A 25,423-nucleotide genomic window follows, 5' to 3' on the forward strand; every position below is an offset into this window, starting at 1 on the left:
GATCGCATGATCGAAGCGCGGCGGCTCCACATCCTCCGTGCGGTGGCCGACCACCGCACGGTGACGGCGGCTGCCGCCGCGCTGTACCTGACCCCGTCGGCCGTGTCCCAGCAGCTCGCCGCGCTGGAACAGGAGACCGGGCACCGGCTCGTCGAGCGCGGTGCCAAGGGCGTACGCCTCACCCCGGCCGGTGAGATCCTGCTCAGCCACACCAACGCGGTCCTCGCCCAACTGGAGCGCGCCGAGGCCGAGTTGGCCGCCTACAGCTCGGGAGCGGCCGGCACCGTCACCGTCGCCTCCTTCGCGACCGGCATCGCCCTGGTCGTCGCGCCCGCGGTGGCCCGCCTCGCCGAGTCGGCGCCCGGGATCCGCATCCGCGTCCAGGACGCCGAGGGCGACGCCAGCCTGCCGATGGTGCTGGACCGGCAGGTCGATGTCGCCGTCGCCGTCGAGTACCGGGGCGCCCCGCCCGCCGATGACCCGCGGCTGACCCACGTATCGCTGTACGCCGAGCCCTTCGACGCGGTCGTGCCGGTCGCCCACCGTCTGGCCGACGCGGCGGAGGTCCCGCTCGCCGAACTGGCCAAGGACCCGTGGATCGGCCCGTACCCCGGCAATCCCTGCCACGACGTGGTGGTCCTGGCCTGCGAGAACGCCGGCTTCCAGCCCCGCATGGAGCACTCCTCGGACGACTTCCGCGCGGTCGTCGCCCTCGCCTCCGCCGACGCGGGCGTCGCCCTCGTGCCGCGCTCGGCGCTGCGCGGCATGGATCTCACCGGGGTGGTCGTCCGCCCCGTCGACGGCACGGCGCCCACCCGGCGGGTCTTCGCCGCGGTGCGCCGGGGAGCCGAGGAACATCCCCTGATCCGCCCGGTGCTGGACGCGCTCGGCGCGGCGGCCCAGGTGTGAGGACTCCGTAACCCGGTCGTCTCATATCCGGGATACCGTCCCACATATGAGAAGTGACGACACGGACGCGATCGACACCCGGCTGGGCGCCCGCCTGGCCGAGCTGCGGAGCGAACACGGCTACTCCCTGGGCGAGTTGGCGGACCGCAGCGGAGTGAGCCGGTCCACGCTGTCCCGGGCCGAGCGGGCGGAGATCAGCCCCACGGCCTCCCTCCTGAACCGCCTGTGTGCCGTCTACGGGCGGACCATGTCCCAGCTGCTCAGCGAGGTCGAGGCCGAGCCGGCACCCGTGCTGCGGGCCGCCGACCAGCCGGTCTGGCAGGACCAGGCCTCCGGCTTCGTGCGGCGGTCCGTGTCACCGCCGCATCCCGCCCTGCGCGGCGAACTCGTCGAGGCCCGCCTCGCACCCGGCGCCGACATCGCCTACGACCGTCCGCCCGTCACCGGCCTGGAGCAGCACATCTGGATCCTGGAAGGGGCCCTCGACGTGACGGTGGAGGGCACCGGACACCACCTCGGCGCCGGTGACTGCCTGCGCATGCGCGTGTGGGGTCCGACCCGGTTCCGCTGCGCCGCTCCCGAGGGCGTCCGGTACCTGCTGGCGGTGGTGCGGCCGTGATCCGTTGTCTGGACGAGGCTCAACTGCTCCATTCCACCGGGGCGTTGGCGGACCTGTTGACCGACACCGTGAACGGTGGTGCCTCGGTCGGTTTCCTCGCCCCGCTCGACCGCGCGGAGGCGCTCGCCTGGTGGGAGGAACGGGCCGCCGACATGGCAGTGGGACGGCTCGCCGTGTGGGCGGCGTACGACGGGGGCCGGGTGCTGGGCACCGTGAGCCTGGCCTTCCCGGCCAAGCCGAACAGCCGTCACCGCGCCGAGCTCGTCAAGCTCATGGTGCACCGCGACGCCCGCGGCCGTGGCCTCGGACGCAGGCTCCTGACCACGGCGGAGGGCGCCGCCGCCGAGGCCGGCGTCACGCTCCTGCACCTGGACACCGAGAGCGGCAGCCCCGCCGAGCGGCTGTACCGGTCCGCCGGCTGGACCGCGATCGGCGCGATCCCCGACTACGCGGCGAGCCCCGACGGGCGGCTGCGGCCGACGACGATCTACTACAAGCGCGTACCGGCAACCGCTCTCACCAGGTGATTGTCAGTGGCAGCCGATACGGTGCCTGCCATGCCGGATGCCGAAGACGTACGACGTGTCGCCCTGTCCCTGCCGGACACGACGGAGAAGATCGCCTGGAGCATGCCCACGTTCCGGGTCGCGGGAAAGATGTTCGCCACGCTGCCGGAGGACGAGACGTCCATCGCCGTGCGCTGCCCCAAGGAGGAGCGGGACGAACTGGTGCTCGCCGAGCCGGGGAAGTTCTGGATCGCCGACCACGAGGCCCAGTTCGCCTGGGTGCGGGTCCGGCTCGACGCGCTGGAGGACGAGGGTGAACTGCGGGACATCCTGGCCGACTCCTGGCGCCAGGCCGCCCCGACCCGGCTCCTGGAGGCGCATCCCCGGCTGGGCGTCGTGGCGGGGGAGTGACCTCGTTCCAAGGGTCTCAGGCGGGAACCGCCGCCCCGACGAAGCCCCAGATGCGCTCCCGCAGCGACCGGGCGTCGAGGCCGTGGGCGGCGACATGCTCCTCCACCTGCCCGTACCGCCGCAGTTCGCGGCGGCCCACGCCCAGCCCCAGCACCCGGTGCGGCACTTCGGACAGCGCGTCGTTCGCGGCCGCCGTCGAGGTGCCCGCCAGGTAGGGCTCGACGAGGACGACGTCCGTCCCGGCCGCCTGGGTGGCCCGGCGCAGGGCGGCCCCGTCGAAGGGGCGGACGGTGGTCGCGTACAGGACCGTGACGTCGAGGCCCTCCGTGGCGGCGAGCACCGCGTCGAGCATCGGCCCGACGGCGACCACGACGCCGGAGCGCCCCTCGCGGACCGTGCGGAAACGCTGCCCGTCGACGGGCAGCGCCCGCCCGTTGGACTGAAGGGACAGTCGCACGTACACCTTGTCGTCGCCCGCGGCGACCGCGTGCCGCAGCAGCGTCTCGGCCTCGTCCGGGTGGCCCGGCACATGGACGGTCCAGCCGTCCAGGGTGTCGAGCAGCGCCACGTCGCCCGGCGCCATGTGGGTGTAGCCCCCGGCCGGCCAGTCGAAGGAGGCGGCGGCGCTCACCAGCACCGCACCCGCGTCCTGGTGCCCGAGATCCAGCTTGACCTGCTCGAAGGGCCGCTCGACGAGAAAGCTGGCGAAGGTGTGCACGACGGGCCGCAGCCCGGTCAGCGCCAGCCCGGCCGCCGCCCCGACCAGGAGCTGCTCGCGGATGCCCACGTTCACGACCCGGTCGGGATGGCGGCGGGCGGCCTCGGCGAAGCCGTCCACGCCGATCTCGGCCAGGACCACGGCGACGCGGGGGTCCTCGTCGAGCAGCCGGGAGACGACAGGGGCGAAACGGTCACGCATGGTGTCCATGGAGTTCTGCTTCCTTTCCAGCGGGGTGTTCAGGCGGACTTGGGCTCGACCCGGGCCACGACCACGTGCGGGCGGCCCGGGTGCGGTGCGGTGAAGGCGGCGTACAGCGCCTCGTGGTCACGGCCGTCGACGGTCAGCGCGGACCAGCCCGCCGCCTCGAAGCGGGCGGCGATCCCGCCGGGCCGCGCGTATGTCGCGGAGGAGTTGTCGACGACGACGGTGTGCAGGCGGTCGAGTGCGGCGGGCCCGGCGAAGGCGATCGCCTCGTGGTTGCTGCCCTCGTCCAGCTCGGCGTCCCCGATCAGCGCCCACACCCGCGGCTCGTCGAGCCCCTGGGCGCGCAGCCCCAGCGCCGTACCGACGGCGATCGGCAGTCCGTGCCCGAGCGATCCGCTGCCGATCTCGGCCCCCGGCACGAGCGTGCGGTCGGGATGGTGGCCGAGGGGGGAGTCGTACGAGCCGAAGCCGGGCAGCCACTCCACCGGCACGAAGCCCTTGGCGGCCAGCACGGCGTAGTACGCCATCGGCCCGTGCCCCTTCGAGAGCAGGAACCGGTCCCGCTCCGGATCGGCCAACCCCTCCGGGCTCACCCGAAGCACCCGGTCGTACAGCACCCACAGCACGTCCAGCGTGGACGTCGCGGCCGGGCCGTGCTTCTCGTCGCCGGTCATGAGGCCCATGAGCCCCGGCAGGTCGGCGTACGTGTGTGTCATGTCCGTCGCGTTCGTCATGTGCACGAGCGTGCAACCTCAACCAATGTTGAGGTCAAGCGCGGACGCCCGGAAACGGATGCGCGATCACCGGCGCGAGTGCGGTATGGTTTCCCTGCGCGTTCGGCCGGGGGAATCCCCAGGTCAGATGGGCAACGGGACGTGGCGCAGCTTGGTAGCGCACTTGACTGGGGGTCAAGGGGTCGCAGGTTCAAATCCTGTCGTCCCGACAGAATCGATCAGCGGGTCGGCCGGTATCGGCGGACCCGCTGATTCGCGTTGTGTCAGCCGCCCCCGTCGAGGTCGTCGCGGCGGCGCAGCACCTTCAGCTCATGGTCGCGGAGCTCCATCTCGTACAGCTTCCCGCGGGCGTTCTCGAACGGCCGGTGCAGGATCATCATCAGCTGCCCGGCGAAGGTGTGGAACAGCATGCCGTGGCCGCTGTCGTCGCGGACCAGCGGCCGGTGCTGCCGCCATGGGCCCTGGAGGTCCCCGGACCTCGACACGGCGTAGGTCTGCACGTAGCCGCCGCTGACCGTGCCGTCGGGACCGGCCGTGTTCTTCTCGTAGGTCGACCACAGCATCAGCAGGGACCCGTCAGGGGTGCGGTACAGCTGGGGGCCGTCGGTGATGTACGGCGGCAGCTGGTGCGGTACGCCCGCGGGGATCTGCTCGGCGGTCCAGGGCGCGTCCGACGCCTTGAAGAGGTACACCGGGTCGCCGGCCGCCCGGGAGAGGTCGGGGGCCAGCCGTACCGCCTCCATGGTTCCGTCGATCGTCTGGAGCCACTCGTGCGCGTACACCATCCAGGGCTGCCCGGCCGGGTCGACGTACAGCGTGCCGTCGAGCGTCATGAGGTGCTCGGGCGGGACGGGGCGGGCCGGGTCGAGCACGGTGAACGGGCCGAGCAGCGAGTCGGAGACGGCCGTGATCGTGCCCCGCATGTGGGTCGGGGTCGGGAACGGGACACCCCACTGGTTGGGCGGCGGGACCGGGAGGGGCCGGTTCTCGTCGTGCAGTGTGGTGAAGAGGTAGTACCTGCCGTCCCAGGCGTGCACCTCCGGGGCCCATGCGCCGTCCGTCGCCCAGACGCCCTCCTGCCCGGCGGTCAGGAACACCACGACGGGGCGCGCCCAGTCGCGCAGGTCGTGGCTGCGGTAGACCATCGTGCCGGTGCCGTCCACGCCCGATACGGAGGGATCGTTGGACGTGTAGAGGTGGTAGGTGCGCGTCGGTTCGTCGGCGACGACGAACGGGTCGTGCAGCGGCATGTCGGGAAGCCGCATCAGCTCACCCCTCGGTGCCGGTCCGCGCCCGTCAGATCGCGCAGCCCGCATGGGCCAGCGCCTGCTTGAGCAGCACCCCGTGACCGCCCGGCATCTCGCTCTGCACCGCTTCCGAGACGGCCTCCTGCGGGCTGAACCACACTAGGTCGAGGGCGTCCTGCCGGGGCCGGCAGTCACCCGTCACGGGCACGATGTAGGCGAGGGACACGGCGTGCTGGCGGGGGTCGTGGTACGGCGTGATGCCCTGCGTCGGGAAGTACTCCGCGACCGTGAACGGCTGGAGCGACGCCGGGACGCGGGGCAGCGCGACCGGGCCGAGGTCCTTCTCCAGATGGCGCAGCAGGGCGTCGCGGACGCGTTCGTGGTGCAGCACGCGGCCGGACACCAGCGTCCGGCTGACCGTCCCGTCGGGTCCCATGCGCAGCAGCACGCCGACACTCGTGACTTCGCCGCTGTCGTCGACACGGACCGGGACGGCGTCGACATACAGGATCGGCATGCGGGCGCGTGTCATCTCCAGTTCGTCGGAGGACAGCCAGCCGGGCGTGGTTTCGGTCATGTCAGACATCGCTTGATCATACTTTCAGCCGTTCGGACTTCCTGGATAGCCGCTCGGGAGGAACTGTGACCGGCCACACGCAGTTCAACCGTCTTCCGGGGAGGCATCCGGGAACCGGTAGACCCGCAGGGCGTTGTCCCGGCCCGCCCACCGGGCGATCCGCAGCGCGTCCGGCAGGGACAGCTCGTCGGCGTCCACCCGCTCCTGGAGCAGTTCCGCCAGACCCTGCCGGAAGGCGAGCGCCCCGAGGTGGAAGAACTCCGGCACACCGTAGGCGTCGGAGCTGTACAGCAGTTTGCGGAACGGTGTGATCTCCAGGGCCTCCGCCAGGACCGCACCGGCCCGGGCCGGGCCGACGTGGTGGAGGGTGAGGCCGACGTCGAGATACACCTGCTCGAAGACCGCCGCGAGGTACGCGGCCTGCCGCTGGTACGGCCAGCAGTGCAGCAGCAGGACCGGGATCGTCCCGGCCGTCAGGTGCAGCCAGTCCGTGAGCAGGGCCGGGTCGGCCCGGTGCAGCCGGATGTCGTTGTCGCCGAACCCGGTGTGCAACTGGAGCGGCAGGCCCAGGTCGACGGCGGTCCACAGCAGGTGCCGGACCAGGACCGGGTCGTCCAGCCGGCCGCCGCGGGCCGTCCAGTGCCGGGCGGCGCCGGTGACCTCCGCGTCCGAGGGGCGGGCCGGGTCCAGGCCGAACCCGGTGCGGTAGGCCGCCACCGACTTCACGGCCACCACGCCGGGCTGCCGTACGGCGTCCAGCGCCGCCGCGCGGAAGGCGTCCGCGTAGGCGTCCGGCTCGACCCCCGCGGCCCGCACCGACTCGGCGACGCCCTCCAGCCGCACGACCTCGTACGCCGACCCGCCCGCGGCCTCGGCGATCTCACCGGGGGTGGTCAGCCGGTCGGGGGCGTACCCGGTGTCGACGCAGAAGACGCCCGTGCCCGAGGCGCGCAGGAAGCGCCGCTGCACCTCACGCCGGCCGAGCTCCGAGCGCCGGGCCAGGTACTGCTCGACAGGGGCGTGCCGCGGCAGGTCCAGCAGGGGTGCGCAGTGGCGGCGCACGGCCACGCCCACGGGGCTGTCGAAGGGCGAGATCCCCGGCCAGGCGTCGCCCTCGGTCATGAGCGGCTCGAAGGCCTCCCGGTCGAGATCGGCGGTGACCGTGCCGTGGCAGTGGTGGTCGACCAGGCTCAGCGCGCCGAGCGCTTCGCGGACCGCGCCCACGTCAGTACGTCCACCGGTACGCCGCCGCCACCTGGTCGTCGTCGAACCCGGCGACGGACGCCAGCTCTCCCCGCCGTACGGCGATCACCGCGTCGGCCAGGACCGGGCCGAGGGCCGCCCGCAGCACACCGTCCTCGCGGAACTCCTCGACGGCCTGCTCCAGCGAGACCGGCAACCGCCGTACGCCCCGGGCCGCCGCCTCCGCCTCGCCCAGCCGCGCCGGGTCCCCGGTGGTCTCCTCGGGCAGGGCGGCGGACGAGGTCAGTCCGTCCAGCCCGGCGGCGATCAGAGAGCCGATCGCGAGGTAGGGGTTGGCGGCCAGGTCGACGGGTTTGATCTCCAGGTTGGCCGCCTGGTCGCGCAGGCCGGCGGTGCCCGTGACGACCCGCAGGGCGGTCTCCCGGGTCTCGTGGCCCCAGGCGGTGAACACCCCCGCCCACTGGGAGGGCCTGAGCCGCAGATAGCTGGCGGGGCTCGGCGCGGTCACGGCCGTGAGACCGGGCAGATGGGCGAGGAGGCCGGCTGTGAACGACTCCGCCCCGGCCGTCATGCCGTACCGGCCCTCGCCCCCGGAGTGCAGACTGACCCCGCCGCGCCAGGCCGAGAGATGGACGTGCCCGCCGTTGCCGACGCCCTGCCCCACGACGGCCGGGGCGAAGGAGACGCGCAGCCCGTGCCGCTGGGCCACCGCGCGGATCGTCTGCCGCACCAGCACGCTGCGGTCGGCCGCCGCCACCGGGTCGACGGCACCCACCGAGATCTCGAACTGCCCGGCCGCGTACTCGGGATGGACCTGTTCCACGTCGAGCCCCTGGGCCGCGCACGCCGCCAGCAGGTCGGCGGCGTAGTCGCCGAGCTCCACCTGCCGCGTGGCCCCGTAGGCCGGACCGGTCGTCGCGGGCACGAAGGCGTCACCGGGCGCGTCCCCGCGGGCCAGCGTCCACTCGACCTCCACGGCCGCCTTGAACGTCAGGCCGTGCCGCTCGGCCGCCTCGGCGGCGACCCGGCGCAGGAAGGTACGACCGCAGCCGGGATGCCGCTCCCCGTCCTGCGTGACCCGGTCGACCGGTGCCCAGGCCCAGCCGGGCTGCGCGGCCAGCACCACGAGCTGGTCGAGGTCCGGGTAGAGACGCAGGTCGCCGTCGGGGGAGCCGAGGACGTCGGTGGTGACGATGGAGTCGTTCGCCAGGAACGTGTCGAACACCGGGGACATGCCGACGCCCCAGGCCGCGGCGGAGGCGAGCCGGGCCGTCGGGATCGTCTTGACCCTGCCGATGCCCGCGGTGTCGACGTAGGACAGCACGACGCCGTGCACACCCCGCCCCGCCAGCTCGCCGCTGAGCGCGGTGGCCCGCTCGACGTCGCCGGGACGGCCGCCGGGTACCGGATCGGCCAGGGCCGTCATGCGTCCTCCTCGATACGTCCTCCCGGAGACGTCCTCCTCGACGGGACGGTCGCCGGGCGTCAGGCCTTGACGGCCACCGCGCCGTACTGCGGCACCAGCACGGCCGAGCCGGCGTCGGCACGCCACTGGCCGCACGACACCAGGCCCGGTTCGAGCAGCTCCAGACCGTCGAAGAACGCGGCGATGTCCGTGCCGCTGCGGGCGGTGATCGGGGGAGTGGCGTTCTCGTTCCAGAACTTCATGGCCGGGATCTGCCCCGCGCCGCCGAGCTCGTCGTCGAACGTCGGGTGGGTGAGGACCAGGTAGCTGCCGGAGGGGACCGCGGCCATCACACGGCGCACGATGTCCAGGGCCTTCTCCGTGTCCAGGACGAAGTTGAGGATGCCCAGCATCATGACGGCGACGGGCCGGGTGAGGTCGAGGGTGTGCCCGGCCCGTTCGAGGATGGCGTCCGGGTCGTGCACATCGGCGTCGATGTAGGCGGTGACGCCGTCGGAGGTGCCGGTCAGCAGGGTGCGGGCGTGCACCAGCACGATCGGGTCGTTGTCGACGTAGACGATCCGGGAGTCGGGCGCGAGCCGCTGGGCGATCTCGTGGGTGTTGTCCGCCGTCGGCAGCCCCGTGCCGATGTCGAGGAACTGCCGCACTCCGCGCTCGCCCGCCAGGAACGACACGGCCCGGCCCAGGAAGTCCCGGTCCGCCCGGGCGATGTCCCGGATGATCGGGAACATGCCGGCCACCTGCTCGCCGACCTTCTGGTCGACCTCGTAGTTGTCCTTGCCGCCGATCCAGTAGTTCCACACACGCGCGTTGTGCGCCACACCGGTGTTCAGCCGCGCCGAGCCGCTCGGCGGGGTGTGGCTCTCACTCACGTCTCTTCCTCTCCTCGCACGAGCGACCGGTACCGGTCATCGCCGCCATTGTGCCGCTCCGGTGATCACCTGTCCCCGGAATCGGCAGAAGCCGGCGGGGGGCGCGTGGGCACGCGGCGGGGGAGAGCCGCGGACCGGGTTACTCGACCTCGCCGGGGCCCGGAGAGGGCGTCCTGTCGGCCAGCACGTCCTTCAGGCGCTGGGTACCGAGCCGCACCGCCTGCCCGACGGAGTCGCTCTCGCCCCCGTCCAGCCCGCCCGCCGTGACGGTGATCGCGTCGTCGCCGACACGTACCGCGGCGACGTCCAGGGTCAGCGTGGCCTGCGTGCCGCCGGTGGTGCCCCGTACCGTCACGCGCAGGCCCTCACGGGCGTCGCCCACGCCGGGCAGCGAGGTCTCGACGACTTGCACGGTGCGCTGTTCGCCGTCGTCGGTGACGGTGAACTGGTCGCATTTCTCCGGCAGCTTCGCCATCCAGTTCAGGGAGTCCTGCGGGTCGGTCCGTTCGTAGGAGGCGACCTGGTACAGCAGGCGCGAGTCGCCCTGCTCGAAGCCGCGCAGCTCGGACGCTCCGGACGGCCTGCCCAGCAGGTCGTCGTCGAAGAGGGAGTCGAGGAGCCGCTGACAGTCGGCGGCCTGGGCCTTGGCGGTGAGGAAGTCGGAGACGTCGACCCTGCCGATGAGCAGGCTGTCGTGCCAGTTCTCGGCCTCCGTGTCCTTGACCTGGGTCCAGTCGTCCTCGATGTCCGCCTCGGTGATCAGCGCGGCCCGTGCGCCGTCCGTGGTGAGGGTGGCGGTCGGCGAGGGGGTCTGCCGCTTCCCGGCGACCTGCGACGCGGCGACGTCCGAGACGCGCGGACCGTCCGTGTCGCCGTCGTCCGAGCAGGCGGCGGTGGCCAGCAGCGTGCCTGCCGCGAGGGCGGAGGAGAGAACACGGACGAGCCGGTTCGGACGACGGGTCATCGGGAGTGCCTCCTGAGAGCGTGACGCGTGCCCTCAGCGCACCACCCGCACCGACGGCCCACCACCGGCACCGGACTGTTCGGGTGAGCGCCGCGGTGTGCGCCGCCTCTGGCGTGCGCCAGCCCACCGGCTGTTCAATGAGGCTGCACACCCGTTACTCGGGAGAGGAGCCGCCCGTGTCCCCTGCCGTCGTGCCCCCCGTCGGTGCGCGTATCCGGCAGGCACGTCTGGAGCGCGGGACGAGCCTGCGCGCGCTCGCCCGGGAGGCCGGCGTGTCGGCGAGCCTCGTGTCGCAGATCGAGACCGGCAAGAGCCAGCCCTCCGTCAGCACGCTGTACGCGATCACGACGGCCCTGGGCATCTCCGTCGAGTCCCTCTTCGACGCCCGGGAGAGCGACGCCCGGGAGAGTGCCGGGCTCCCGCAGCACGGAGCGGCCCCGCTTACGGAGGCGGCCCCGCTCACGGCGGCGGCCCCCGGCACCGTCCTGCACGCCCTGGCCGCCTTCGCCGCCGACCCGGGGCGGCGGATCGGCCCGCTGGTCGGTGCCGGTGAGCGCGAGACGCTGGAGCTGGACTCGGGCGTCGTCTGGGAGCGCCTGGGCCGGGTGCCGGGCGTGGACGTCGACTTCCTCCTGGTGACCTACCGGCCCGGCGGCTCCTCCTCCGGCTCCGGCGGGCTGATGCGGCACTCCGGCACCGAGTACGGCTATCTGACCTCCGGGGAACTGATCCTCACCCTCGGTTTCGACGAGTACACCGTGCGCCCGGGCGACGCCGTCTCCTTCGAGTCGACGACCCCCCACCGCTACCGCAACGATGGAGAGGTACCGGCTGTCGGTGTCTGGTTCGTGTCCGGCGATGTTCAGTGACACTTGACACCCGCAGGACCCGGGCGTTCACTCCGAAGTGGGGGTGGTCGCCATGGCGATCCGCACATACGGCCCCAACGCGGTCGACTGGGAAGAGCGCATCGACCTGGACCGGCTGCGCGGACAGCGCCTGGCCCGGCTGCACGAGTCCCTCAACCGCTCCGAGCTCGGCGCGCTGCTCAGCTTCGACTTCGCCAACATCCGCTACATGACCGCCACGCACATCGGCACCTGGGCGATGGACAAGCTGATCCGCTTCGCCCTCCTGGTGCGCGACGGCGAACCCGTCGTCTGGGACTTCGGCTCCGCCGCCCGCCACCACCAGCTGTACAACCCGTGGCTCGACTACAGCGACGGCAAGGGCGGCCCGCCCACCGGCGCCCGCGCCGGCATCTCCACCCTGCGCGGCGCCTTCCACCCGGACGCGGGCATCGCCGAGGACGTGGCCGCCAAGATCGCCGCCGAGCTGCGCGACCACGGGGTGGCGAACGAACCGCTCGGCGTCGACGTCGCCGAGATGCCCGTCCTCGCCGCCCTGCGCGCCGAAGGCATCGACGTCGTCGACGGGCAGCAGGTCTTCCTGGAGGCCCGCCGGATCAAGACCGGCGACGAGATCGCCCTGCTCACCCAGGCCTGCGCCATGGTCGACGCGGCCTACGAGGAGCTGTACGGGTATCTGCGCCCGGGCGTGCGCGAGAACGAGTGCGTCGGGGTCGTGGCCAAGGTCCTGTACGACCTCGGCAGCGAGTACGTCGAGGGCGTCAACGCCATCTCGGGCGAACGCTGTTCACCGCACCCGCACGTCTACAGCGACCGTCTGATCCGCCCCGGCGACCCGGCCTTCTTCGACATCCTGCACAGCCACCTCGGCTACCGCACCTGCTACTACCGCACGTTCGCCGTGGGCAGCGCCTCCCGTGCACAGCGGGACGCCTATGTGCGCTGCCGGGAGTACATGGACCAGGCGATCGCGCTCGTCCGGCCCGGCGCGACCACCGCCGACATCGTGCGGGTGTGGCCGCGTGCGGAGGAGTTCGGCTTCGCCGACGAGACCGCCGCGTTCGCCCTCCAGTACGGCCATGGCGTCGGCCTGTCGATCTGGGAGAAGCCGATCTTCAGCCGCCTGGTCTCCCTCGACCACCCCGAAGTCCTCGAAGAGGGCATGGTGTTCGCCCTGGAGACCTACTGGCCGGCCGCCGACGGCTGGTCCGCCGCCCGGATCGAGGAGGAGGTCGTCGTCACCGCCGACGGCTGCGAGGTCATCACCAAGTTCCCCGCCGAGGAGCTGCTGGTGGCCGGGCGCAAGTACTGGACGGTGGGCGGCGAACTGAACACCCGCCGGGAGGCGCAGTCCCATCTCAACACCCCACGTGACGAGGGAGCGGTCAACACCCCACGTGACGAGGGAGCGGTCAACACCCCGCGTGACGAGGGAGCGGACTGATGGACGCCGCCGGGCTCCTCGCCTGCTACGAGCGGATGGCCGTCATCCGCCGTACGGAGAAGGCCGCCCACGACCTGTTCCTCCAGGGCCTGGTGAAGGGCACCACACATCTCGCCGCCGGGCAGGAGGCGATCGCTGTGGGCGCCAGCGCCGCCCTGCGCCCGGACGACTATGTGTTCGCCACCTACAGGGGCCACCACCATGCCCTCGCCCGGGGCGCCACGCCCGAGGAGTGCCTCGCCGAGCTGATGAGCCGGGCGACCGGGCTGTGCAAGGCCAAGGGCGGCTCCATGCACCTGACCAAGGCGACCACCGGCATGCTCGGCTCGTACGCCATCGTCGGTGCCCATCTGCCGATGGCGGTCGGCGCGGCCTGGTCGGCCCGGCTGCGCGGCACGGACCAGCTCGCGGTCGCCTTCTTCGGGGACGGCGCGACCAACATCGGCGCCTTCCACGAGTCGCTCAACCTGGCCGCCGTGTGGAAGCTGCCGGTGCTGTTCGTGTGCGAGAACAACCAGTACATGGAGTACACGCCGATCGCCGACGTCACGGCGGTGGCCCGGCCCGCCGCCGACCGGGCGCCCGCCCACGGCATCCCGGGCGAGGTCGTCGACGGCAACGACGTCGAGGCCGTCGAGGAGGCGGTGGCGCGGCTCGCGCGGCGGGCCCGGGCAGGGGACGGGCCCGCCGTCCTGGAGGCCGAGACCTACCGGCACTTCGGGCACAGCCGCTCCGACCCGGCGGCCTACCGTCCGGCCGAGGAGGTCGAACGCTGGCTGAAGCACGACCCGCTGGACCTCGCCCGGGGGCGGCTCGCCGAGCTGGGGGCCGGTGCGGAGACGGTGGCGGAGGCCGACGAGCGGGCCAGGGCCCTCGTCGAGCGGGCCGTCGAGGCGGCCAAGGCCGGGCCGCCGCCCGATCCGCGGGAGGCGCTGACCGACGTGTGGGCGGACGGAGGTGCCGCATGGCGGACGTGATCACCTACCGGGAAGCGGTCGCCGAGGGCATCGCGCGCGAGATGCGCCGGGACACGTCGGTCGTGTGCCTCGGGGAGGACATCGCCGCGGTCGGCGGCGTGTTCAAGACGACCGTGGGTCTGCTCGACGAGTTCGGGCCCGAGCGAGTGTGGGACACGCCCATATCCGAGCAGGCCATCGTGGGTGCGGCGATGGGCGCCGCGATGACCGGGATGCGGCCCGTCGCGGAGATCATGTTCTCCGACTTCCTGGCCTGCTGCTGGGACTACCTCGCCAACGAGATCCCCAAGGTCCGCTACATGACCGGCGGCCAGGTGACGGTTCCCCTGGTCGTGCGCACCGCCAACGGCGGCGGGCTCGGCTTCGGCGCCCAGCACTCCCAGGCCACCGAGAACTGGGCACTGGCCGTCCCCGGCCTGAAGATCGCGGCACCGGCCACACCCGCCGACGTCATCGGCATGATGGCGGCGGCGATCCGCAGCGACGACCCCGTGGTCTTCTTCGAGCACAAGGCCCTCCTGGCCACCAAAGGGCCACCGCCACCGCCCGACCATGTCGTCGAGCTGGGCCGGGCGGCCGTCGTACGCGAGGGCGCCGACGTCACGCTCGTCGCGCTCGCCTCGACGGTGCCCCTGGCGCTGAAGGCCGCCGGTGTGCTGTCGGGGGAGGGGATCGAGGCGGAGGTGATCGACCTGCGCTGCCTGGTCCCGCTGGACGCCGCGACCGTCCTCGCCTCGCTGAGCAGGACCTCGCGGCTCGTCACCGTCGAGGAGAACCCGTACCAGGGCGGCTGGGGCGGCACCGTCGTCTCGATCGTCGCCGACGAGGGCTTCGGCCTGCTGGACGCGCCCGTGCGGCGGGTGGCGGGGGAGTGTGTCCCGCTGCCGTTCGCCGACGCGCTGGAGGAACAGGTCATCCCCACCGCCGACAAGGTCGTCACGGCGGTCCGCGCACTCGCCGCCTATTGAGCCGCCCGCCCATCCACGCACCGAAGACCCCATGGGAGGAAGCGCGATGACCACGAGAACACTTCTGCGCAATGGTCACGTGATCTCGATGGACCCCGCCATCGGTGATCTGCCCCAGGGGGACGTCCTCGTCGAGGACGGCAGGATCGCGGCCATCCAGCCCGAGATCAGCGCCGACGCCGAAGTCCTGGACATGAGCGGCCACATCGTGATCCCCGGCTTCGTCGACACGCACCGCCACACCTGGGAGGCGCCGATCCGCGGCGTCGCACCCGACGCCACCCTCGACGACTACTTCGTCGACATCCTCGACACCTTCGCACCCCTGTACACCCCGGAGGACGTCTACGCGGCCAACCTCGCGGGCGCGCTGGAATGCCTCAACGCCGGTATCACCACCCTCGTCGACTGGTCGCACATCAACAACACCCCGGACCACCCGGACGCCGCGATCCAGGGCCTGAAGGAGTCCGGCATCCGGGCGCAGTACGCGTACGGCAGTGCCAACACCTCCCTCGCCGACTACTGGTTCGAGAGCAAGATCGCGATACCGGCCGACGACGTCCGGCGCATCCGCACGACGCACTTCGCGTCCGACGACGGGCTGCTGACCATGGGCCTCGCCACCCGCGGACCCGGCTTCTGCGTCAACGACGTCGTCACCGCCGAGTGGGCCCTCGCCCGCGAACTCGGCATCCCGATCACCGTGCACGTGGCCATGGGGCGGCTGGCCGGCCGCTTCGGCATGGTCAAGCAGCTCCACGGCATGGGGCTCCTCGGCCCGGACACCACCTACGTCCACTGCTGCTACCTCAGCGAGGAGGAGTGGCGGATGGTCGCCGACAGCGGCGGCACGGTGTCCGTCGCGCCGCAGGTGGAGCTCCAGATGGGCCACGGCTGGCCGCCCGTGATGCAGGCGATCGAACACGGGCTGCGGCCCTCGCTCAGCATCGACGTCGTCACCACCGTGCCCGGCGACATGTTCACCCAGATCCGCGCGGCCTTCGGCGCCGAACGCGCCCGCGTCAACGCCGACTGCTGGCAGGCCAACCTGCCCGTCCCCGGCAACATGCTGACAGCACGACAGATGCTGGAGATCGCCACCGTCAACGGCGCCCACGTCGCGGGCCTGGAGGACCGCACCGGCTCCCTGACGCCCGGCAAGCGCGCCGACGTCGTGGCGATCGACGCCACCGCGCTGAACGTCGCGCCCGTGCACGACGCGGCGGCCGCGGTGACCCTGTGCGCGGACGTGTCCAACGTGGACACCGTCCTCGTCGACGGTGTGATCCACAAGCGCGACGGCAAGCTGCTCACCGATTCCGGGCGTGCCCTGCGGCTCGTCTCCGAGGCCCGTGACCGGCTCCTCGCGGTGAAGGAGATGAAGGCGCCGAAGGGGGAGAAGGCCCCGGCATGACGCATCATCTGGTCCGCCGCGCGGCCGAGCTGCCGGATCCGCCGTACGACGCCCTGGGCTACCGGCGGCGGACGCTGGTCGGCGAGGACGACGGCAGTGTGCACACCGGGTTCGGCCTGTGCGAACTGCGCCCGGACGGCCGGGTGCCGGCCCAGGTGCACTCGTACGAGGAGAGCTTCCACGTTCTCGACGGGGCCGTGGTCCTCGACGTCCCCGAGGGCTCGTACCTGCTGGAAGAAGGTGACTACGGCCTGCTGCCGATCGGCGTCCCGCACGCCTGGCGCGGTGCCGGGGACACCGGCGGCCGCTGGGCGGACATGCTCGCCCCCGTGCCGCGGGCCCGCTACGGCTACGACACGCAGACCGTGCCGGACCTGCCCGTTCGCGACCCCGTCCCGGTCGACGTCCGCGACCCGCGCACCCGCTCCTTCGGTCACTTCGAGCCCGCCCAGATGGACCCCGGCAAGCAGTCCCAGGACCTGCTCGCCGTCACGGCGAGCATGCGCACGGCGCTGCTGGTCTACAGCGGCATCACCGTGAAGATGATGGTCGACGGCGACCTGGGCGCGGTCGGCTCGACGATGTTCATGGTGCAGTACGCCTCCGACGGCGTGATCGGTACCCACGACCACCCCTTCGAGGAGACGTATCTGATCCTTGAGGGCGTCGCCGAGACCACCCTCGACGGTGAGCGGTACCGGCTGGAGCCCGGGGACCTCGCGTGGGCGGGCACCGGCTGCGTGCATGGGTTCGTCAATGCCGGGCAGGGGCCCCTGCGGTGGCTGGAGACACAGGCGCCGCAGCCACCGTCGCGGCACTCGTACCGGTTCACCAGGGACTGGGACTATCTGCGCCAGACGCTTCGGGAGGGCTCATGAGCAGTGTCCTTGTCGTCGGCGGCACGTCAGGCATCGGCCTCGCGTTCGCCCGGGCCCGCGCCGAGCAGGGTGACGACGTGGTCCTCACCGGCCGCGACGCCCACCGCGCCGACCTGATCGCCAAGGAGTTCGGCGCCCGGGGCATCGCCCTCGACCTGGGGCGGCCGCTGGAGATCGCGGCGGCGCTGGCCGGCGTGGGACGCGTCGACCATCTGGTGGTCGCGGGCGTCTCCCGCGACGACAACAAGGTGAGCGAGTACGACATCGACGCCGCCCTGCGGCTGGTCACCCTCAAACTCGTCGGCTACACCGAGGTCGTGCACACGCTGCGGACCCGGCTGCACGACGACAGCGCCATCGTGCTCTTCGGCGGACAGGCCAAGGAACGCCCCTACCCGGGGGCGACGACCGTGGCGACGGTCAACGCGGGCGTGCGGGGCCTGATGAACTCCCTCGCGGTCGAGCTCGCTCCCGTCCGGGTCAACGTGGTGCACCCCGGCGTGGTCGGCGACAGCCCGTACTGGCAGGCCAAGCCGGAGAAGGTACTCGACGTGCTGCGCACCGAGACCCCCACCGGGCGGCTGGCCTCCCTGGCGGACGTGGTGGACGCGGTCGACTTCCTGCTGCGCAACCGGTCGGTCAACGCGGTGGAACTGCCGGTGGACGGAGGGTGGTTGCTCGGCTGACAGGAGGAGGGTGGTTGCTCGGCTGACAGGAGGTTCGTCACCCGGCCCGCTGACAGGAGGTTCGGTCACCCGGCCCGCTGACAGGAGGTTCGTCACCCGGCCCGGCGCATGGCGTCCTCGGCCACGTCCTTGTCCACCGCCGCCCGCACCAGCGCCGCGGCGAGGACGGCCGGGTCGGTCCGCCCGGCCAGTTCGGTGAGACGGCCCGGGTCCTTCGGCAGCTTCAGCCGCTCGGCACCCTGGAGGGCCTTGGCGTCGAGGTAGGGGGCGGCCTCCGGCCACACGCCCTGTACCTCGCGCAGGAAGATGTCGGCTCCGGCCGGGCCGATCCCGGGGAACTCCTGGAGCAGGTGGCGCAGCTCGGACACCTTGCCGTCCGCCTCCCGGCGCAGTCGCCGCAGATCGCCGCCCCACCGTTCGTTCAACAGCTCGGCGGCCTCACCGAGCTGGGTCGCGGTGCGCTCGTCGTAGCGCCGGTAGCCGCCCCGACCGAGCGCGTCCACCCGCTCCTGCCAGTCGGCCTGCGCCATGCGGCGCGGGTCGCGCAGCCCCGCCTCGTGCAGGGCACGGGCGGTGGCCAGCGCGATCGAGCCGCGGATGCGGGCGCTGAGCAGATGGGCCAGCACCAGCAGCCGGTACAGCGGCTGCGGGGTGTCCTTCAGCGGGATGCCCGCCTCGTCCGCGTACGTCCGGCCGTGCGCGTCGAGAAGTTCGCGCACGACGCGCTCCTGCCGGTCCACGACCACTACCCCTTGAGGGGATCGTGGCCGACCGTCATCAGGCGGCGCCGGCGGCGCGTGTCCTCGGTCGTCACCTCGGGGAGCGGCTCGTCCTCCAGGTCCACCTGCGAGGTGACCCTGTCCACGACGTTCCGCATCACCCGCAGGTCGTCCTCGGTCAGGTCGGTGCGCCGCTTCTGCAGGATCGCCAGGACGTGCTTCCCGGTCTCCGTGCCCGCCTGGTCGGGCAGCGGCTCCGCGTCCTCGTCGGCGTCCCGCATCCGCAGCCAGGCCGCGAGTTCCTGCGAGGTCATGTTCACCACGCGGTGGAAGTCCTCCCACAGCGCGTCGAGTTCAAGGGCGTCGGTCATCACATGCCCCTTCCGTACGTACGTGCGCGCTGGTCAGCCCTCGCGGGGGAAGTTCTCGGCGTCGAACATCCAGCGCTGCTTCTCCAGCTCGGCGGTGATGCTGATCAGCAGATCCTGTGTGACCAGGTCGGCCTTCTCGGTCGCGTCGATGCGCTCGCGCAGCCGGCCGATGGCGTCCTGGAGGGACTCCACCATCACCTGCACGGCGTCCGAGTCGCGCACCCAGCCCTCCTTGGGGGCGGGCAGCGTGAAGGCCTTGGCGATCGTCTCGGGACGGCCGTCCGGCGGGACGCCGAGCGCCGCGGACCGCTCCGCCACCGTGTCGGCGAAGTTCCGCGCGGACGAGACCACCTCGTCGAGCTGGAGGTGGATCGACCGGAACCGCGGTCCGACGATGTTCCAGTGCGCCTGCTTGCCGATCAGCGAGAGCCCGAGCAGATCCACCAGCGTGTCCTGGAGTGCCTCGCACGAGACCCGGCGGGCCTCGTCGGGCAGTGTGCTCCGCACAGCCGTCATAGGGCGCTTCTCCTTCTCACGTCGTTCCTCGTGGTCCGGAGCAGTGCGTCGCGCTCCTCCTCGCAGGTTCCGCCCCACACGCCCGCGGCCTGGCCGCTGCTCAGCGCGAAGCTCAAGCACTGGTCGGTCACCGGGCAGCGCGCGCAGATCCGCTTCGCGGCGTCGACGTCCCGCAGGGCCGGACCCGCCGTGCCCACGGGGAAGAACAATTCGGGGTCCTCGTCCACACAGGCGGCGCTCCGCAACCACTCCATGAACGCGCGGGTGCCCAGGGCCCACGGGGGCAAACCCGATGCGGAAGCACGCAGGCCGGTTGTTCCGACCTGCGATAACGCCCTCCGAGGGCACTCCTGCCCCCGGAATCTTCACAGGGGGCGGACCGAGGGTCTATAGTCCGAAACTAGCAGTGCTAATTAAGCGGTGTGAGGAGTCCTCTCGTGCGTCCCGTCCACTTCGCGGCCGCCCGCCGCACGCCCATCGGCAAGCTGCGCGGTTCCCTTTCCTCCGTACGGCCCGACGACCTCGCCGCGACCGTCGTCCGCGCCCTGGTCGGCGAGGTGCCCGCCCTCGACCCGGCCCGGATCGACGACGTCTACTGGGGTGCCGCCAACCAGGCCGGCGAGGACAACCGCAACGTCGCCCGCATGGCCGCGCTGCTCGCCGGCCTCCCCGAGTCCGTGCCCGGCGCCACTGTCAACCGCCTCTGCGCCTCCGGCCTGGAGGCCGTGACCACGGCGGCCCGCACCATCGCCGCCGGCGAGGCCGACATCGTGATCGCGGGCGGCTCCGAGTCGATGAGCCGCGCCCCCTTCGTCCTGCCCCGCCCCGACGAGGCCCTGCCGCACCGCATCGAGACCGCCGACACCCGCCTCGGCTGGCGCCTGGTCAACCCCGCGATGCGGGACCTGCACGGGCTGCTCTCCATGGGAGAGACCGCTGAGGAGGTCGCCGCACGCTACGGCATCTCCCGCGAACGCCAGGACGACTTCGCCCTGCGCAGCCACCAACGCGCCGCCCTCGCCCGCAAGAACGGCCACTTCGACGACGAACTCCTGCCCGTGGAACGCCCCGACGGAGTCGTCGTCGACACCGACGAGTGCGTCCGCGAGGACACCTCGTACGAGAAGCTGTCCCGGCTGAAGCCGGTCTTCCGGGACGGCGGCACGGTCACCGCGGGCAACGCCTCCCCGATGAACGACGGCGCCGCCGGCCTCCTCCTGGTCAGCGAGGACGCCCTGCGCGAGCTGGGCCTGGAGTCCCTGGGCCGCTACGTCGCCGGAGCCTCGGCAGGCGTCCACCCCGACGTCATGGGCATCGGCCCGGTCCCCGCCACCCGCAAGGTGCTGACCCGGGCCGGCTGGAGCATCGGCGACCTGGAGGAGGCCGAGTTCAACGAGGCCTTCGCGGCCCAGGCCCTGGCCTGCGTGGACCAGCTCGGCGTCGACCCCGACCTGGTCAACCCGAGCGGCGGAGCCATCGCCCTCGGCCACCCGCTGGGCTGCTCGGGCGCCCGCATCCTGACGACGCTGCTCCACCGGATGCGGCGAACCGGGGCGGGCCGGGGCCTGGCGACGATGTGTGTCGGGGTGGGGCAGGGGAGCGCGGTGCTGGTCGAGCGGGCGTAGCCGCCCCGGCGGGGTCAGCCGCCGAGCGTGGTCGGGCCGAGGCCGGCCGGCAGCAGGCGCACGGCCAGCGCCACGGCTTCCTCAGCCGTGCCGAACAGGCCGAGATCCGGAGTGATGAAGCCCCGGCCCACGCCGAACATGCCGTCACTGCCCGCGGTCAGGCACGGCCCCATGATGGTCAGGCCGGGGCGGGTGGTGGTCGAGAAGCGCAGCGCCCAGTGGCTCGTGAACGGGTACAGAGCGCGCAGGGCGGGCTCGGCGTACGCCGCCTCGATCAGGGCCTGATATGCCTCCTGCCAGTCGTACTCCAGCTCACTCGCCTCCTGGAGCATGCCCCGCCACTCGGATTCCGTCAGGCGGGCGGGATCGTTGCCGGGCACCTCGAACCGGCCGGTCAGGTGCACGAAAGGCGCCGCTCGGCGGATGTCTTCGAGGGCCGCCCCGTCGTGCCACGCCCGGGCCGCCCTGGCCACCTCCGCCAGGTCGTCCGTCCTGCCGTCGACGAGCGGCATGCCCAGGAACCGGTCCTCGCCCCGGACCGACCACCGCCGTTCGTGCGACCACGCGCTGATCCACAGCGGCTCGCGGTACGGAAGGGTGCTCGCCGCCGTCGCGTGGAGCAGCGGAGCGGAATCCGGAGAGGTGACGGGGACGGCGCCCAGGCAGCCTCCCGCCACCGCCCGGAGCGCTGTGGCGAGACTGCCGCTGGCGGCGACATCGGGGTAGAGCAGGGCGGGATCAGGAGGGGTGGGCACGGCCGCCGATTATGCCCGACGGGCGAGACGGCTCTGCGAGGCACGGTTCGTTGCACATAGCATCAGTGCTCGCATGAACACGATGACGCTCTGGTCCATCACCGGCTGGGAGTTCGCCGCGCTCGCCTTCGCGGCCCTGCTCGTCGGTTTCTCGAAGACCGCCGTGAGCGGGGCCAACACGGTCAGCCTCGCCATCTTCGCCGCGGTCCTGCCCGCCCGTGCCTCCACCGGGGTGCTGCTGCCGATCCTGATCGCCGGGGACCTGCTCGCCGTCGCCACCTACCGGCGGCACGCCCACTGGCCCACGCTGTGGCGGCTGTTCCCGGCGGTCGCCGCGGGCGTCGTCGTCGGCACGGTGTTCCTGGTGTGGGCGGACGACGCGATCGTACGGACCTCGATCGGCGCGATCCTGCTGCTGATGGCCGGGGTGACGGTCTGGCGCAGGCGTACGGCGGACGCGGAACAGGAGCCGGAGTCGGTCACGACCCCGGCGGGCCGGATCAAAGCCCGCTCCTACGGTGTCCTCGGCGGCTTCACCACCATGGTCGCCAACGCGGGCGGCCCGGTGATGTCGATGTACCTGCTGTCCGCGGGCTTCCGCAAGCTCGGCTTCCTCGGCACGTCGGCCTTCTTCTTCCTGATCGTCAACGTCTCCAAGCTGCCCTTCAGCGCCGGTCTCGGCCTGATCGACGGCCGCTCCCTGCTCCTCGACCTGGCGCTCGTGGTGTTCGTCGTGCCCGGCGCGCTCTTCGGCAAGTGGGCGGTCGACAAGATCAACCAGCGGTTGTTCGAACAGCTGGTCATCGCGGCGACGGTCGTGGGCGGACTGCAGCTACTGCTGCGCTGAACGCCGCAGCAGCGCGGGAAGGTCCGCGAAGGAGTCGATCACGTGGTCGGGCGTGCCGTCGGCGGCCCGGAGGTCCTCGGGCTGGAACTTGCCGGTCCGGACGAGGACCCCGTTGATTCCGGCCCGCTGCGCTCCGAGCACGTCCGACTCGATGTCGTCCCCGATCATCAGGGCTTCGCCCGCACCCGCGCCCAGCCGGGCGAGCGCCGCCTCGAAGAACGCCCGGGCCGGTTTGCCGGTGATCTCGGCCTCCACCCGGGCGGCCTGCTCCAGCCCGGCCAGGAACGCCCCCGAGTCCAGGCGCAGCCTCTCGGCCGTACGCCAGTACAGGTTGCGGTGCATCGCCACCAGCCGGGCTCCGCGCTGGAGATGCCCGAAGGCCCGGTCCAGCGCCGCGTAGCCGAACTCCGGACCGGCTCCGCCGACCAGCACGACATCCGGCACGGTGCCTGACTCCGCCGGGTCGATGACGATGACACCATCAAGGTCCTCCGTGATGTCGCCGCTGTTCAGCAGGGCGCACCGGGCGCCCGGACAGTGCTCGGCGAGGTAGGAGGCGGTGGCGGCCGGCGCGGTCAGGACGTCCTCGGCGGACACCTGGAACCCCGCTTCAGCGAGCGTCCCGGCGATCGACGCCCGCGTCCGGGACGTCGTGTTGGTGACCAGCAGCACGGCGAACCCGGCTTCCCGGATCTCCCGCAACGCTTCCACGGCCCCCGGCAGGGGACGCCACGAGACGGTCAGCACCCCGTCGATATCGACGAGTACGGCACGCACGGACTCCATGCCTGGACGATAACCACGGTGAGCCGTGTCCGCCGGTCGGTACCCGCTACCCGCGGCGGGGCGGCAGCCGCCCGTCACGCCGTGCTGGTTACGCCGTACTGGTCGCCATGGCCTTTTCCGGCCTGCCCGGCAGGCCGTGGCTCAGGTCCTCCACCAGCAGCCGCTTCGCGATCGCGTCGACCGCGACGCGCAGGTCGCTGTCCGACGGACGGCCGATGTCCTGCCCCAGCCGGTCCTCCAGCCAGGCAGCCCAGGCCCTGCTGATGACCGCGGCCTCGCGGGCACCGGCCTCCGTGTGGGAGAGGAGGGAGCCGTCGCGGGTCAGGAACCCCTCGTCGACCATCCGCTCGAAGACCGGCAGCAGCACCTCGGGCGGCATCCGGCGTCGCGCGGCGATCAGGCCGAGACTGGCATGACCGACCATCCGCGTGAACAGCTCGACCTGCATCACCGCCCAGGCCCCCGCCACATCGAGCCGGGTGTCCGACTCCAGGATGATCCGGCGTGCGGTGTCCAGGTCCGTACTGCCGATGATCTTTCCGACGGCGGCCTCCAGCACCCGCTGCGAGTCCGCGCCGCTCGGCGAGGCGAATCCCTCGCCCATGTCGGTCGACCCGGTCCGCGCGGTGTCGCGCAGCCGGACCTGCTTGAGGAACAGGGCGACGAGGAAGCCCAGCGCGGCGACCGGCACCGTCCACAGGAACACGGTCTGGAGGGTGTCGGCGTAGGCGTCGATGATCGGGCCGGCCGCGGTCGGGGGCAGTTCGTGCACGCCGTCCGGGCTGGTCGCCGCCCTGGCGACGGTGCCCGGCTCCACGCCGCCGGTCTGCGCCGCCCGCGCCACGCCCTCGCGGAGGTTGGGCGCCAGCGCGTTGGTGTAGATCGTGCCGAAGACGGCCGTGCCGAACGAACTGCCCAGCGTACGGAAGAAGGTCACACCGGAGGTCGCCGTGCCCAGGTCGGCGTAGTCGACGGTGTTCTGCACCGCGATCGTCAGCACCTGCATGCACAGGCCGATGCCGGTGCCCAGGACGAACATGTACAGCGACTCCAGCCACGAGCCGGTGTCCGGCCCCATGAGGGACATGAGGAACAGGCCGACGCCCATCACCAGCGCGCCGACGATCGGGAACACCCGATACCGCCCGGTCCTGCTGACGACGCTGCCGCTGAAGACCGACGCGATGAGCAGCCCGGCCACCATCGGCAGCGTCCGCACGCCGGACACCGTGGCCGAGTCGCCGTCGACGTACTGGAGATACGTCGGCAGGTACGTCAGCGCGCCGAGCATCGCGAAGCCGACGATGAAGCTCAGCACCGAGCAGACGGTGAACACCGGGTTGGCGAACAGCCGCATGGGCAGCATCGGTTCGCGCGCCCGGGTCTCCACCCAGCAGAACAGGCCGAGCGCGAGCACCCCGCCCACGAACAGGGCGATGATCAGGCCCGATCCCCAGGCGTACTCGTTGCCGCCCCAGCTCGTCGCCAGGATCAGCGCGCTGGCGCCGACCGCGACGAGCGCGATGCCCAGGTAGTCGATGACCGGCCGGGAGACCGACTTCACGACCGGGATGGTCCGTGCCGCCGCCAGGACGACGGCGATCGCGATGGGGACGTTGACGTAGAACGCCCACCGCCACGTCAGATGGTCGGTGAACAGCCCGCCGAGCAGCGGCCCGATGACCGTGGACACGCCGAACACCGCGCCGATCGCGCCCTGATACTTGCCACGCTCGCGCAGCGGGATCACATCCGCGATCAGCGCCATCGACGTGACCATCAGCCCGCCCGCGCCGATGCCCTGCATCGCCCGCCAGGCGATCAGCAGCGACATGTTGGTGGCTAGACCGCACAGGAACGAGCCCGTGATGAACACGATCGCCGAGACCTGGAAGACCACCTTGCGGCCGAACAGGTCGCCGAACTTGCCGACCAGCACCGTCGCGACGGTCTCCGCGAGCAGATACGAGGTGACCACCCACGACATGTGATCCGCCCCGCCCAGGTCCGAGACGATGGTCGGCAGAGCGGTGCCGACGATGGTCTGGTCGAGGGCCGCGAGCAGCATCCCCAGCATGATCGTCACGAAGACGACGTTGCGGCGACGGGTGTCCAGCACCGGGGGCTGGGAGGCGGGCAGTGCGGTTTCCTGCACGACGGTCACGACGACAC

Annotated in this window: 28 protein-coding genes and 1 tRNA gene; 14 read left to right on the forward strand and 15 right to left on the reverse strand. The window is 72.1% G+C overall.

Features of this window, described 5'->3' with window-relative positions:
• Positions 1-6: 6 nt before the first annotated feature.
• The 4 genes from ACZ3I3_RS18535 to ACZ3I3_RS18550 are packed head-to-tail and all read left to right on the forward strand — an operon-like array spanning position 7 to position 2,445.
• Positions 7-909 carry a LysR family transcriptional regulator gene (locus ACZ3I3_RS18535; RefSeq protein WP_467366312.1) on the forward strand — a complete coding sequence of 301 codons (903 nt, stop codon included), beginning with the start codon at positions 7-9 and terminating at the stop codon, positions 907-909.
• Between the two features lie 46 nt (positions 910-955).
• On the forward strand, positions 956-1,528 hold the full coding sequence (locus ACZ3I3_RS18540; RefSeq protein WP_467366314.1) for a helix-turn-helix domain-containing protein: 573 nt from the start codon (positions 956-958) through the stop codon (positions 1,526-1,528).
• The gene (locus ACZ3I3_RS18545; RefSeq protein WP_467366316.1) at positions 1,525-2,055 is read left to right on the forward strand and encodes a GNAT family N-acetyltransferase; all 531 of its coding nucleotides are present in this window, start codon (positions 1,525-1,527) and stop codon (positions 2,053-2,055) included. The genes ACZ3I3_RS18540 and ACZ3I3_RS18545 overlap by 4 nt, the downstream gene beginning before the upstream one ends.
• Positions 2,056-2,085: 30 nt before the next feature.
• Complete coding sequence (locus ACZ3I3_RS18550) at positions 2,086-2,445, forward strand: MmcQ/YjbR family DNA-binding protein (RefSeq protein WP_467366318.1); 360 nt, start codon at positions 2,086-2,088, stop codon at positions 2,443-2,445.
• 16 nt (positions 2,446-2,461) lie between these two features.
• Here ACZ3I3_RS18550 and ACZ3I3_RS18555 read toward each other — a convergent pair whose 3' ends face one another.
• A complete protein-coding gene (locus ACZ3I3_RS18555; protein WP_467366320.1) occupies positions 2,462-3,373 on the reverse strand; it encodes a transketolase family protein in 912 nt (303 codons plus the stop codon).
• Positions 3,374-3,402: 29 nt separating this feature from the next.
• Positions 3,403-4,104, reverse strand: a complete 702-nt coding sequence (locus ACZ3I3_RS18560) for a transketolase (RefSeq protein ID WP_467366321.1) — start codon at positions 4,102-4,104, stop codon at positions 3,403-3,405.
• A gap of 135 nt (positions 4,105-4,239) precedes the next feature.
• On the opposite strand from ACZ3I3_RS18560, the gene ACZ3I3_RS18565 reads away from it, so the two are divergent.
• A tRNA-Pro gene (locus ACZ3I3_RS18565) sits at positions 4,240-4,313 on the forward strand.
• A gap of 54 nt (positions 4,314-4,367) precedes the next feature.
• On the opposite strand, the gene ACZ3I3_RS18570 is transcribed toward ACZ3I3_RS18565, so the two are convergent.
• The 6 genes from ACZ3I3_RS18570 to ACZ3I3_RS18595 all read right to left on the reverse strand — a co-directional run bounded on the left by ACZ3I3_RS18570 (position 4,368) and on the right by ACZ3I3_RS18595 (position 10,393).
• On the reverse strand, positions 4,368-5,369 hold the full coding sequence (locus ACZ3I3_RS18570) for a glycoside hydrolase family 43 protein (RefSeq protein WP_467366322.1): 1,002 nt from the start codon (positions 5,367-5,369) through the stop codon (positions 4,368-4,370).
• Between the two features lie 31 nt (positions 5,370-5,400).
• Positions 5,401-5,937, reverse strand: coding sequence for an NUDIX hydrolase family protein (locus tag ACZ3I3_RS18575; protein WP_356922771.1), 537 nt, complete (start codon positions 5,935-5,937; stop codon positions 5,401-5,403).
• A 75-nt stretch (positions 5,938-6,012) separates the two neighbouring features.
• Positions 6,013-7,152: an amidohydrolase family protein gene (locus ACZ3I3_RS18580; RefSeq protein WP_467366323.1), complete on the reverse strand. Its 1,140-nt coding sequence runs from the start codon at positions 7,150-7,152 to the stop codon at positions 6,013-6,015.
• A gap of 1 nt (position 7,153) precedes the next feature.
• Positions 7,154-8,557: a type I glutamate--ammonia ligase gene (locus ACZ3I3_RS18585; protein WP_467366324.1), complete on the reverse strand. Its 1,404-nt coding sequence runs from the start codon at positions 8,555-8,557 to the stop codon at positions 7,154-7,156.
• Between the two features lie 59 nt (positions 8,558-8,616).
• Positions 8,617-9,429, reverse strand: coding sequence for an SAM-dependent methyltransferase (locus ACZ3I3_RS18590; protein WP_467366325.1), 813 nt, complete (start codon positions 9,427-9,429; stop codon positions 8,617-8,619).
• 139 nt (positions 9,430-9,568) lie between these two features.
• Positions 9,569-10,393, reverse strand: a complete 825-nt coding sequence (locus tag ACZ3I3_RS18595; protein WP_467366326.1) for a hypothetical protein — start codon at positions 10,391-10,393, stop codon at positions 9,569-9,571.
• 176 nt (positions 10,394-10,569) lie between these two features.
• On the opposite strand from ACZ3I3_RS18595, the gene ACZ3I3_RS18600 reads away from it, so the two are divergent.
• Genes ACZ3I3_RS18600 through ACZ3I3_RS18630 form a run of 7 tightly spaced genes read left to right on the forward strand, consistent with a single transcriptional unit; the run spans position 10,570 to position 17,632 of the window.
• Positions 10,570-11,262, forward strand: coding sequence for a helix-turn-helix domain-containing protein (locus ACZ3I3_RS18600; protein WP_467366327.1), 693 nt, complete (start codon positions 10,570-10,572; stop codon positions 11,260-11,262).
• Between the two features lie 52 nt (positions 11,263-11,314).
• Positions 11,315-12,706, forward strand: a complete 1,392-nt coding sequence (locus ACZ3I3_RS18605; RefSeq protein WP_467366328.1) for a M24 family metallopeptidase — start codon at positions 11,315-11,317, stop codon at positions 12,704-12,706.
• Positions 12,706-13,683, forward strand: a complete 978-nt coding sequence (locus tag ACZ3I3_RS18610) for a thiamine pyrophosphate-dependent dehydrogenase E1 component subunit alpha (RefSeq protein ID WP_467366330.1) — start codon at positions 12,706-12,708, stop codon at positions 13,681-13,683. The genes ACZ3I3_RS18605 and ACZ3I3_RS18610 overlap by 1 nt, the downstream gene beginning before the upstream one ends.
• Positions 13,671-14,651 carry an alpha-ketoacid dehydrogenase subunit beta gene (locus ACZ3I3_RS18615; protein ID WP_467366332.1) on the forward strand — a complete coding sequence of 327 codons (981 nt, stop codon included), beginning with the start codon at positions 13,671-13,673 and terminating at the stop codon, positions 14,649-14,651. The genes ACZ3I3_RS18610 and ACZ3I3_RS18615 overlap by 13 nt, the downstream gene beginning before the upstream one ends.
• Before the next feature lie 46 nt (positions 14,652-14,697).
• Entirely contained in the window at positions 14,698-16,068 is a 1,371-nt protein-coding gene (locus ACZ3I3_RS18620; protein ID WP_467366334.1) for an amidohydrolase family protein, read from the forward strand.
• Positions 16,065-16,946, forward strand: coding sequence for a cupin domain-containing protein (locus tag ACZ3I3_RS18625; protein WP_467366336.1), 882 nt, complete (start codon positions 16,065-16,067; stop codon positions 16,944-16,946). Before ACZ3I3_RS18620 ends, ACZ3I3_RS18625 begins: the two co-directional genes overlap by 4 nt.
• Positions 16,943-17,632 (forward strand): SDR family oxidoreductase, encoded by a 690-nt coding sequence (locus tag ACZ3I3_RS18630; protein ID WP_467366338.1) that lies wholly within the window; start codon positions 16,943-16,945, stop codon positions 17,630-17,632. Before ACZ3I3_RS18625 ends, ACZ3I3_RS18630 begins: the two co-directional genes overlap by 4 nt.
• Positions 17,633-17,724: 92 nt before the next feature.
• On the opposite strand, the gene ACZ3I3_RS18635 is transcribed toward ACZ3I3_RS18630, so the two are convergent.
• Genes ACZ3I3_RS18635 through ACZ3I3_RS18650 form a run of 4 tightly spaced genes read right to left on the reverse strand, consistent with a single transcriptional unit; the run spans position 17,725 to position 19,492 of the window.
• Complete coding sequence (locus tag ACZ3I3_RS18635) at positions 17,725-18,372, reverse strand: HhH-GDP family DNA glycosylase (protein WP_467366339.1); 648 nt, start codon at positions 18,370-18,372, stop codon at positions 17,725-17,727.
• A gap of 5 nt (positions 18,373-18,377) precedes the next feature.
• The gene (locus ACZ3I3_RS18640) at positions 18,378-18,722 is read right to left on the reverse strand and encodes a DUF3140 domain-containing protein (RefSeq protein ID WP_467366341.1); all 345 of its coding nucleotides are present in this window, start codon (positions 18,720-18,722) and stop codon (positions 18,378-18,380) included.
• A 33-nt stretch (positions 18,723-18,755) separates the two neighbouring features.
• Positions 18,756-19,238, reverse strand: coding sequence for a Dps family protein (locus ACZ3I3_RS18645; protein WP_356922785.1), 483 nt, complete (start codon positions 19,236-19,238; stop codon positions 18,756-18,758).
• On the reverse strand, positions 19,235-19,492 hold the full coding sequence (locus ACZ3I3_RS18650) for a WhiB family transcriptional regulator (RefSeq protein ID WP_467366344.1): 258 nt from the start codon (positions 19,490-19,492) through the stop codon (positions 19,235-19,237). Before ACZ3I3_RS18650 ends, ACZ3I3_RS18645 begins: the two co-directional genes overlap by 4 nt.
• Positions 19,493-19,675: 183 nt before the next feature.
• On the opposite strand from ACZ3I3_RS18650, the gene ACZ3I3_RS18655 reads away from it, so the two are divergent.
• Complete coding sequence (locus tag ACZ3I3_RS18655; RefSeq protein ID WP_467366346.1) at positions 19,676-20,863, forward strand: thiolase family protein; 1,188 nt, start codon at positions 19,676-19,678, stop codon at positions 20,861-20,863.
• 14 nt (positions 20,864-20,877) lie between these two features.
• Here ACZ3I3_RS18655 and ACZ3I3_RS18660 read toward each other — a convergent pair whose 3' ends face one another.
• The gene (locus ACZ3I3_RS18660) at positions 20,878-21,618 is read right to left on the reverse strand and encodes a DUF6193 family natural product biosynthesis protein (RefSeq protein WP_467366347.1); all 741 of its coding nucleotides are present in this window, start codon (positions 21,616-21,618) and stop codon (positions 20,878-20,880) included.
• Between the two features lie 73 nt (positions 21,619-21,691).
• On the opposite strand from ACZ3I3_RS18660, the gene ACZ3I3_RS18665 reads away from it, so the two are divergent.
• Positions 21,692-22,465 (forward strand): sulfite exporter TauE/SafE family protein, encoded by a 774-nt coding sequence (locus tag ACZ3I3_RS18665; protein ID WP_467366349.1) that lies wholly within the window; start codon positions 21,692-21,694, stop codon positions 22,463-22,465.
• Here ACZ3I3_RS18665 and ACZ3I3_RS18670 read toward each other — a convergent pair.
• Positions 22,451-23,251 (reverse strand): TIGR01458 family HAD-type hydrolase, encoded by an 801-nt coding sequence (locus ACZ3I3_RS18670; protein ID WP_467366351.1) that lies wholly within the window; start codon positions 23,249-23,251, stop codon positions 22,451-22,453. The genes ACZ3I3_RS18665 and ACZ3I3_RS18670 overlap by 15 nt on opposite strands.
• An 88-nt stretch (positions 23,252-23,339) precedes the next feature.
• Positions 23,340-25,415 carry an MDR family MFS transporter gene (locus ACZ3I3_RS18675; protein WP_467366353.1) on the reverse strand — a complete coding sequence of 692 codons (2,076 nt, stop codon included), beginning with the start codon at positions 25,413-25,415 and terminating at the stop codon, positions 23,340-23,342.
• Positions 25,416-25,423: the final 8 nt, after the last annotated feature.

The organism is Streptomyces sp. NPDC016851 (genome assembly GCF_055562795.1).

What these genes read in the sequence shown, in the direction of transcription:
- ACZ3I3_RS18540 (WP_467366314.1), top strand. Translation starts at nt 956, where the DNA reads ATGAGAAGTGACGACACGGACGCGATCGACACCCGGCTGGGCGCCCGC.
- ACZ3I3_RS18585 (WP_467366324.1), bottom strand. Translation starts at nt 8,557, where the DNA reads ATGACGGCCCTGGCCGATCCGGTACCCGGCGGCCGTCCCGGCGACGTC.
- ACZ3I3_RS18670 (WP_467366351.1), bottom strand. Translation starts at nt 23,251, where the DNA reads ATGGAGTCCGTGCGTGCCGTACTCGTCGATATCGACGGGGTGCTGACC.
- ACZ3I3_RS18550 (WP_467366318.1), top strand. Translation starts at nt 2,086, where the DNA reads ATGCCGGATGCCGAAGACGTACGACGTGTCGCCCTGTCCCTGCCGGAC.
- ACZ3I3_RS18640 (WP_467366341.1), bottom strand. Translation starts at nt 18,722, where the DNA reads ATGACCGACGCCCTTGAACTCGACGCGCTGTGGGAGGACTTCCACCGC.
- ACZ3I3_RS18570 (WP_467366322.1), bottom strand. Translation starts at nt 5,369, where the DNA reads ATGCGGCTTCCCGACATGCCGCTGCACGACCCGTTCGTCGTCGCCGAC.
- ACZ3I3_RS18665 (WP_467366349.1), top strand. Translation starts at nt 21,692, where the DNA reads ATGAACACGATGACGCTCTGGTCCATCACCGGCTGGGAGTTCGCCGCG.
- ACZ3I3_RS18620 (WP_467366334.1), top strand. Translation starts at nt 14,698, where the DNA reads ATGACCACGAGAACACTTCTGCGCAATGGTCACGTGATCTCGATGGAC.
- ACZ3I3_RS18575 (WP_356922771.1), bottom strand. Translation starts at nt 5,937, where the DNA reads ATGTCTGACATGACCGAAACCACGCCCGGCTGGCTGTCCTCCGACGAA.
- ACZ3I3_RS18595 (WP_467366326.1), bottom strand. Translation starts at nt 10,393, where the DNA reads ATGACCCGTCGTCCGAACCGGCTCGTCCGTGTTCTCTCCTCCGCCCTC.
- ACZ3I3_RS18650 (WP_467366344.1), bottom strand. Translation starts at nt 19,492, where the DNA reads ATGGAGTGGTTGCGGAGCGCCGCCTGTGTGGACGAGGACCCCGAATTG.
- ACZ3I3_RS18555 (WP_467366320.1), bottom strand. Translation starts at nt 3,373, where the DNA reads ATGGACACCATGCGTGACCGTTTCGCCCCTGTCGTCTCCCGGCTGCTC.
- ACZ3I3_RS18630 (WP_467366338.1), top strand. Translation starts at nt 16,943, where the DNA reads ATGAGCAGTGTCCTTGTCGTCGGCGGCACGTCAGGCATCGGCCTCGCG.
- ACZ3I3_RS18610 (WP_467366330.1), top strand. Translation starts at nt 12,706, where the DNA reads ATGGACGCCGCCGGGCTCCTCGCCTGCTACGAGCGGATGGCCGTCATC.
- ACZ3I3_RS18645 (WP_356922785.1), bottom strand. Translation starts at nt 19,238, where the DNA reads ATGACGGCTGTGCGGAGCACACTGCCCGACGAGGCCCGCCGGGTCTCG.
- ACZ3I3_RS18535 (WP_467366312.1), top strand. Translation starts at nt 7, where the DNA reads ATGATCGAAGCGCGGCGGCTCCACATCCTCCGTGCGGTGGCCGACCAC.
- ACZ3I3_RS18625 (WP_467366336.1), top strand. Translation starts at nt 16,065, where the DNA reads ATGACGCATCATCTGGTCCGCCGCGCGGCCGAGCTGCCGGATCCGCCG.
- ACZ3I3_RS18605 (WP_467366328.1), top strand. Translation starts at nt 11,315, where the DNA reads ATGGCGATCCGCACATACGGCCCCAACGCGGTCGACTGGGAAGAGCGC.
- ACZ3I3_RS18615 (WP_467366332.1), top strand. Translation starts at nt 13,671, where the DNA reads ATGGCGGACGTGATCACCTACCGGGAAGCGGTCGCCGAGGGCATCGCG.
- ACZ3I3_RS18560 (WP_467366321.1), bottom strand. Translation starts at nt 4,104, where the DNA reads ATGACGAACGCGACGGACATGACACACACGTACGCCGACCTGCCGGGG.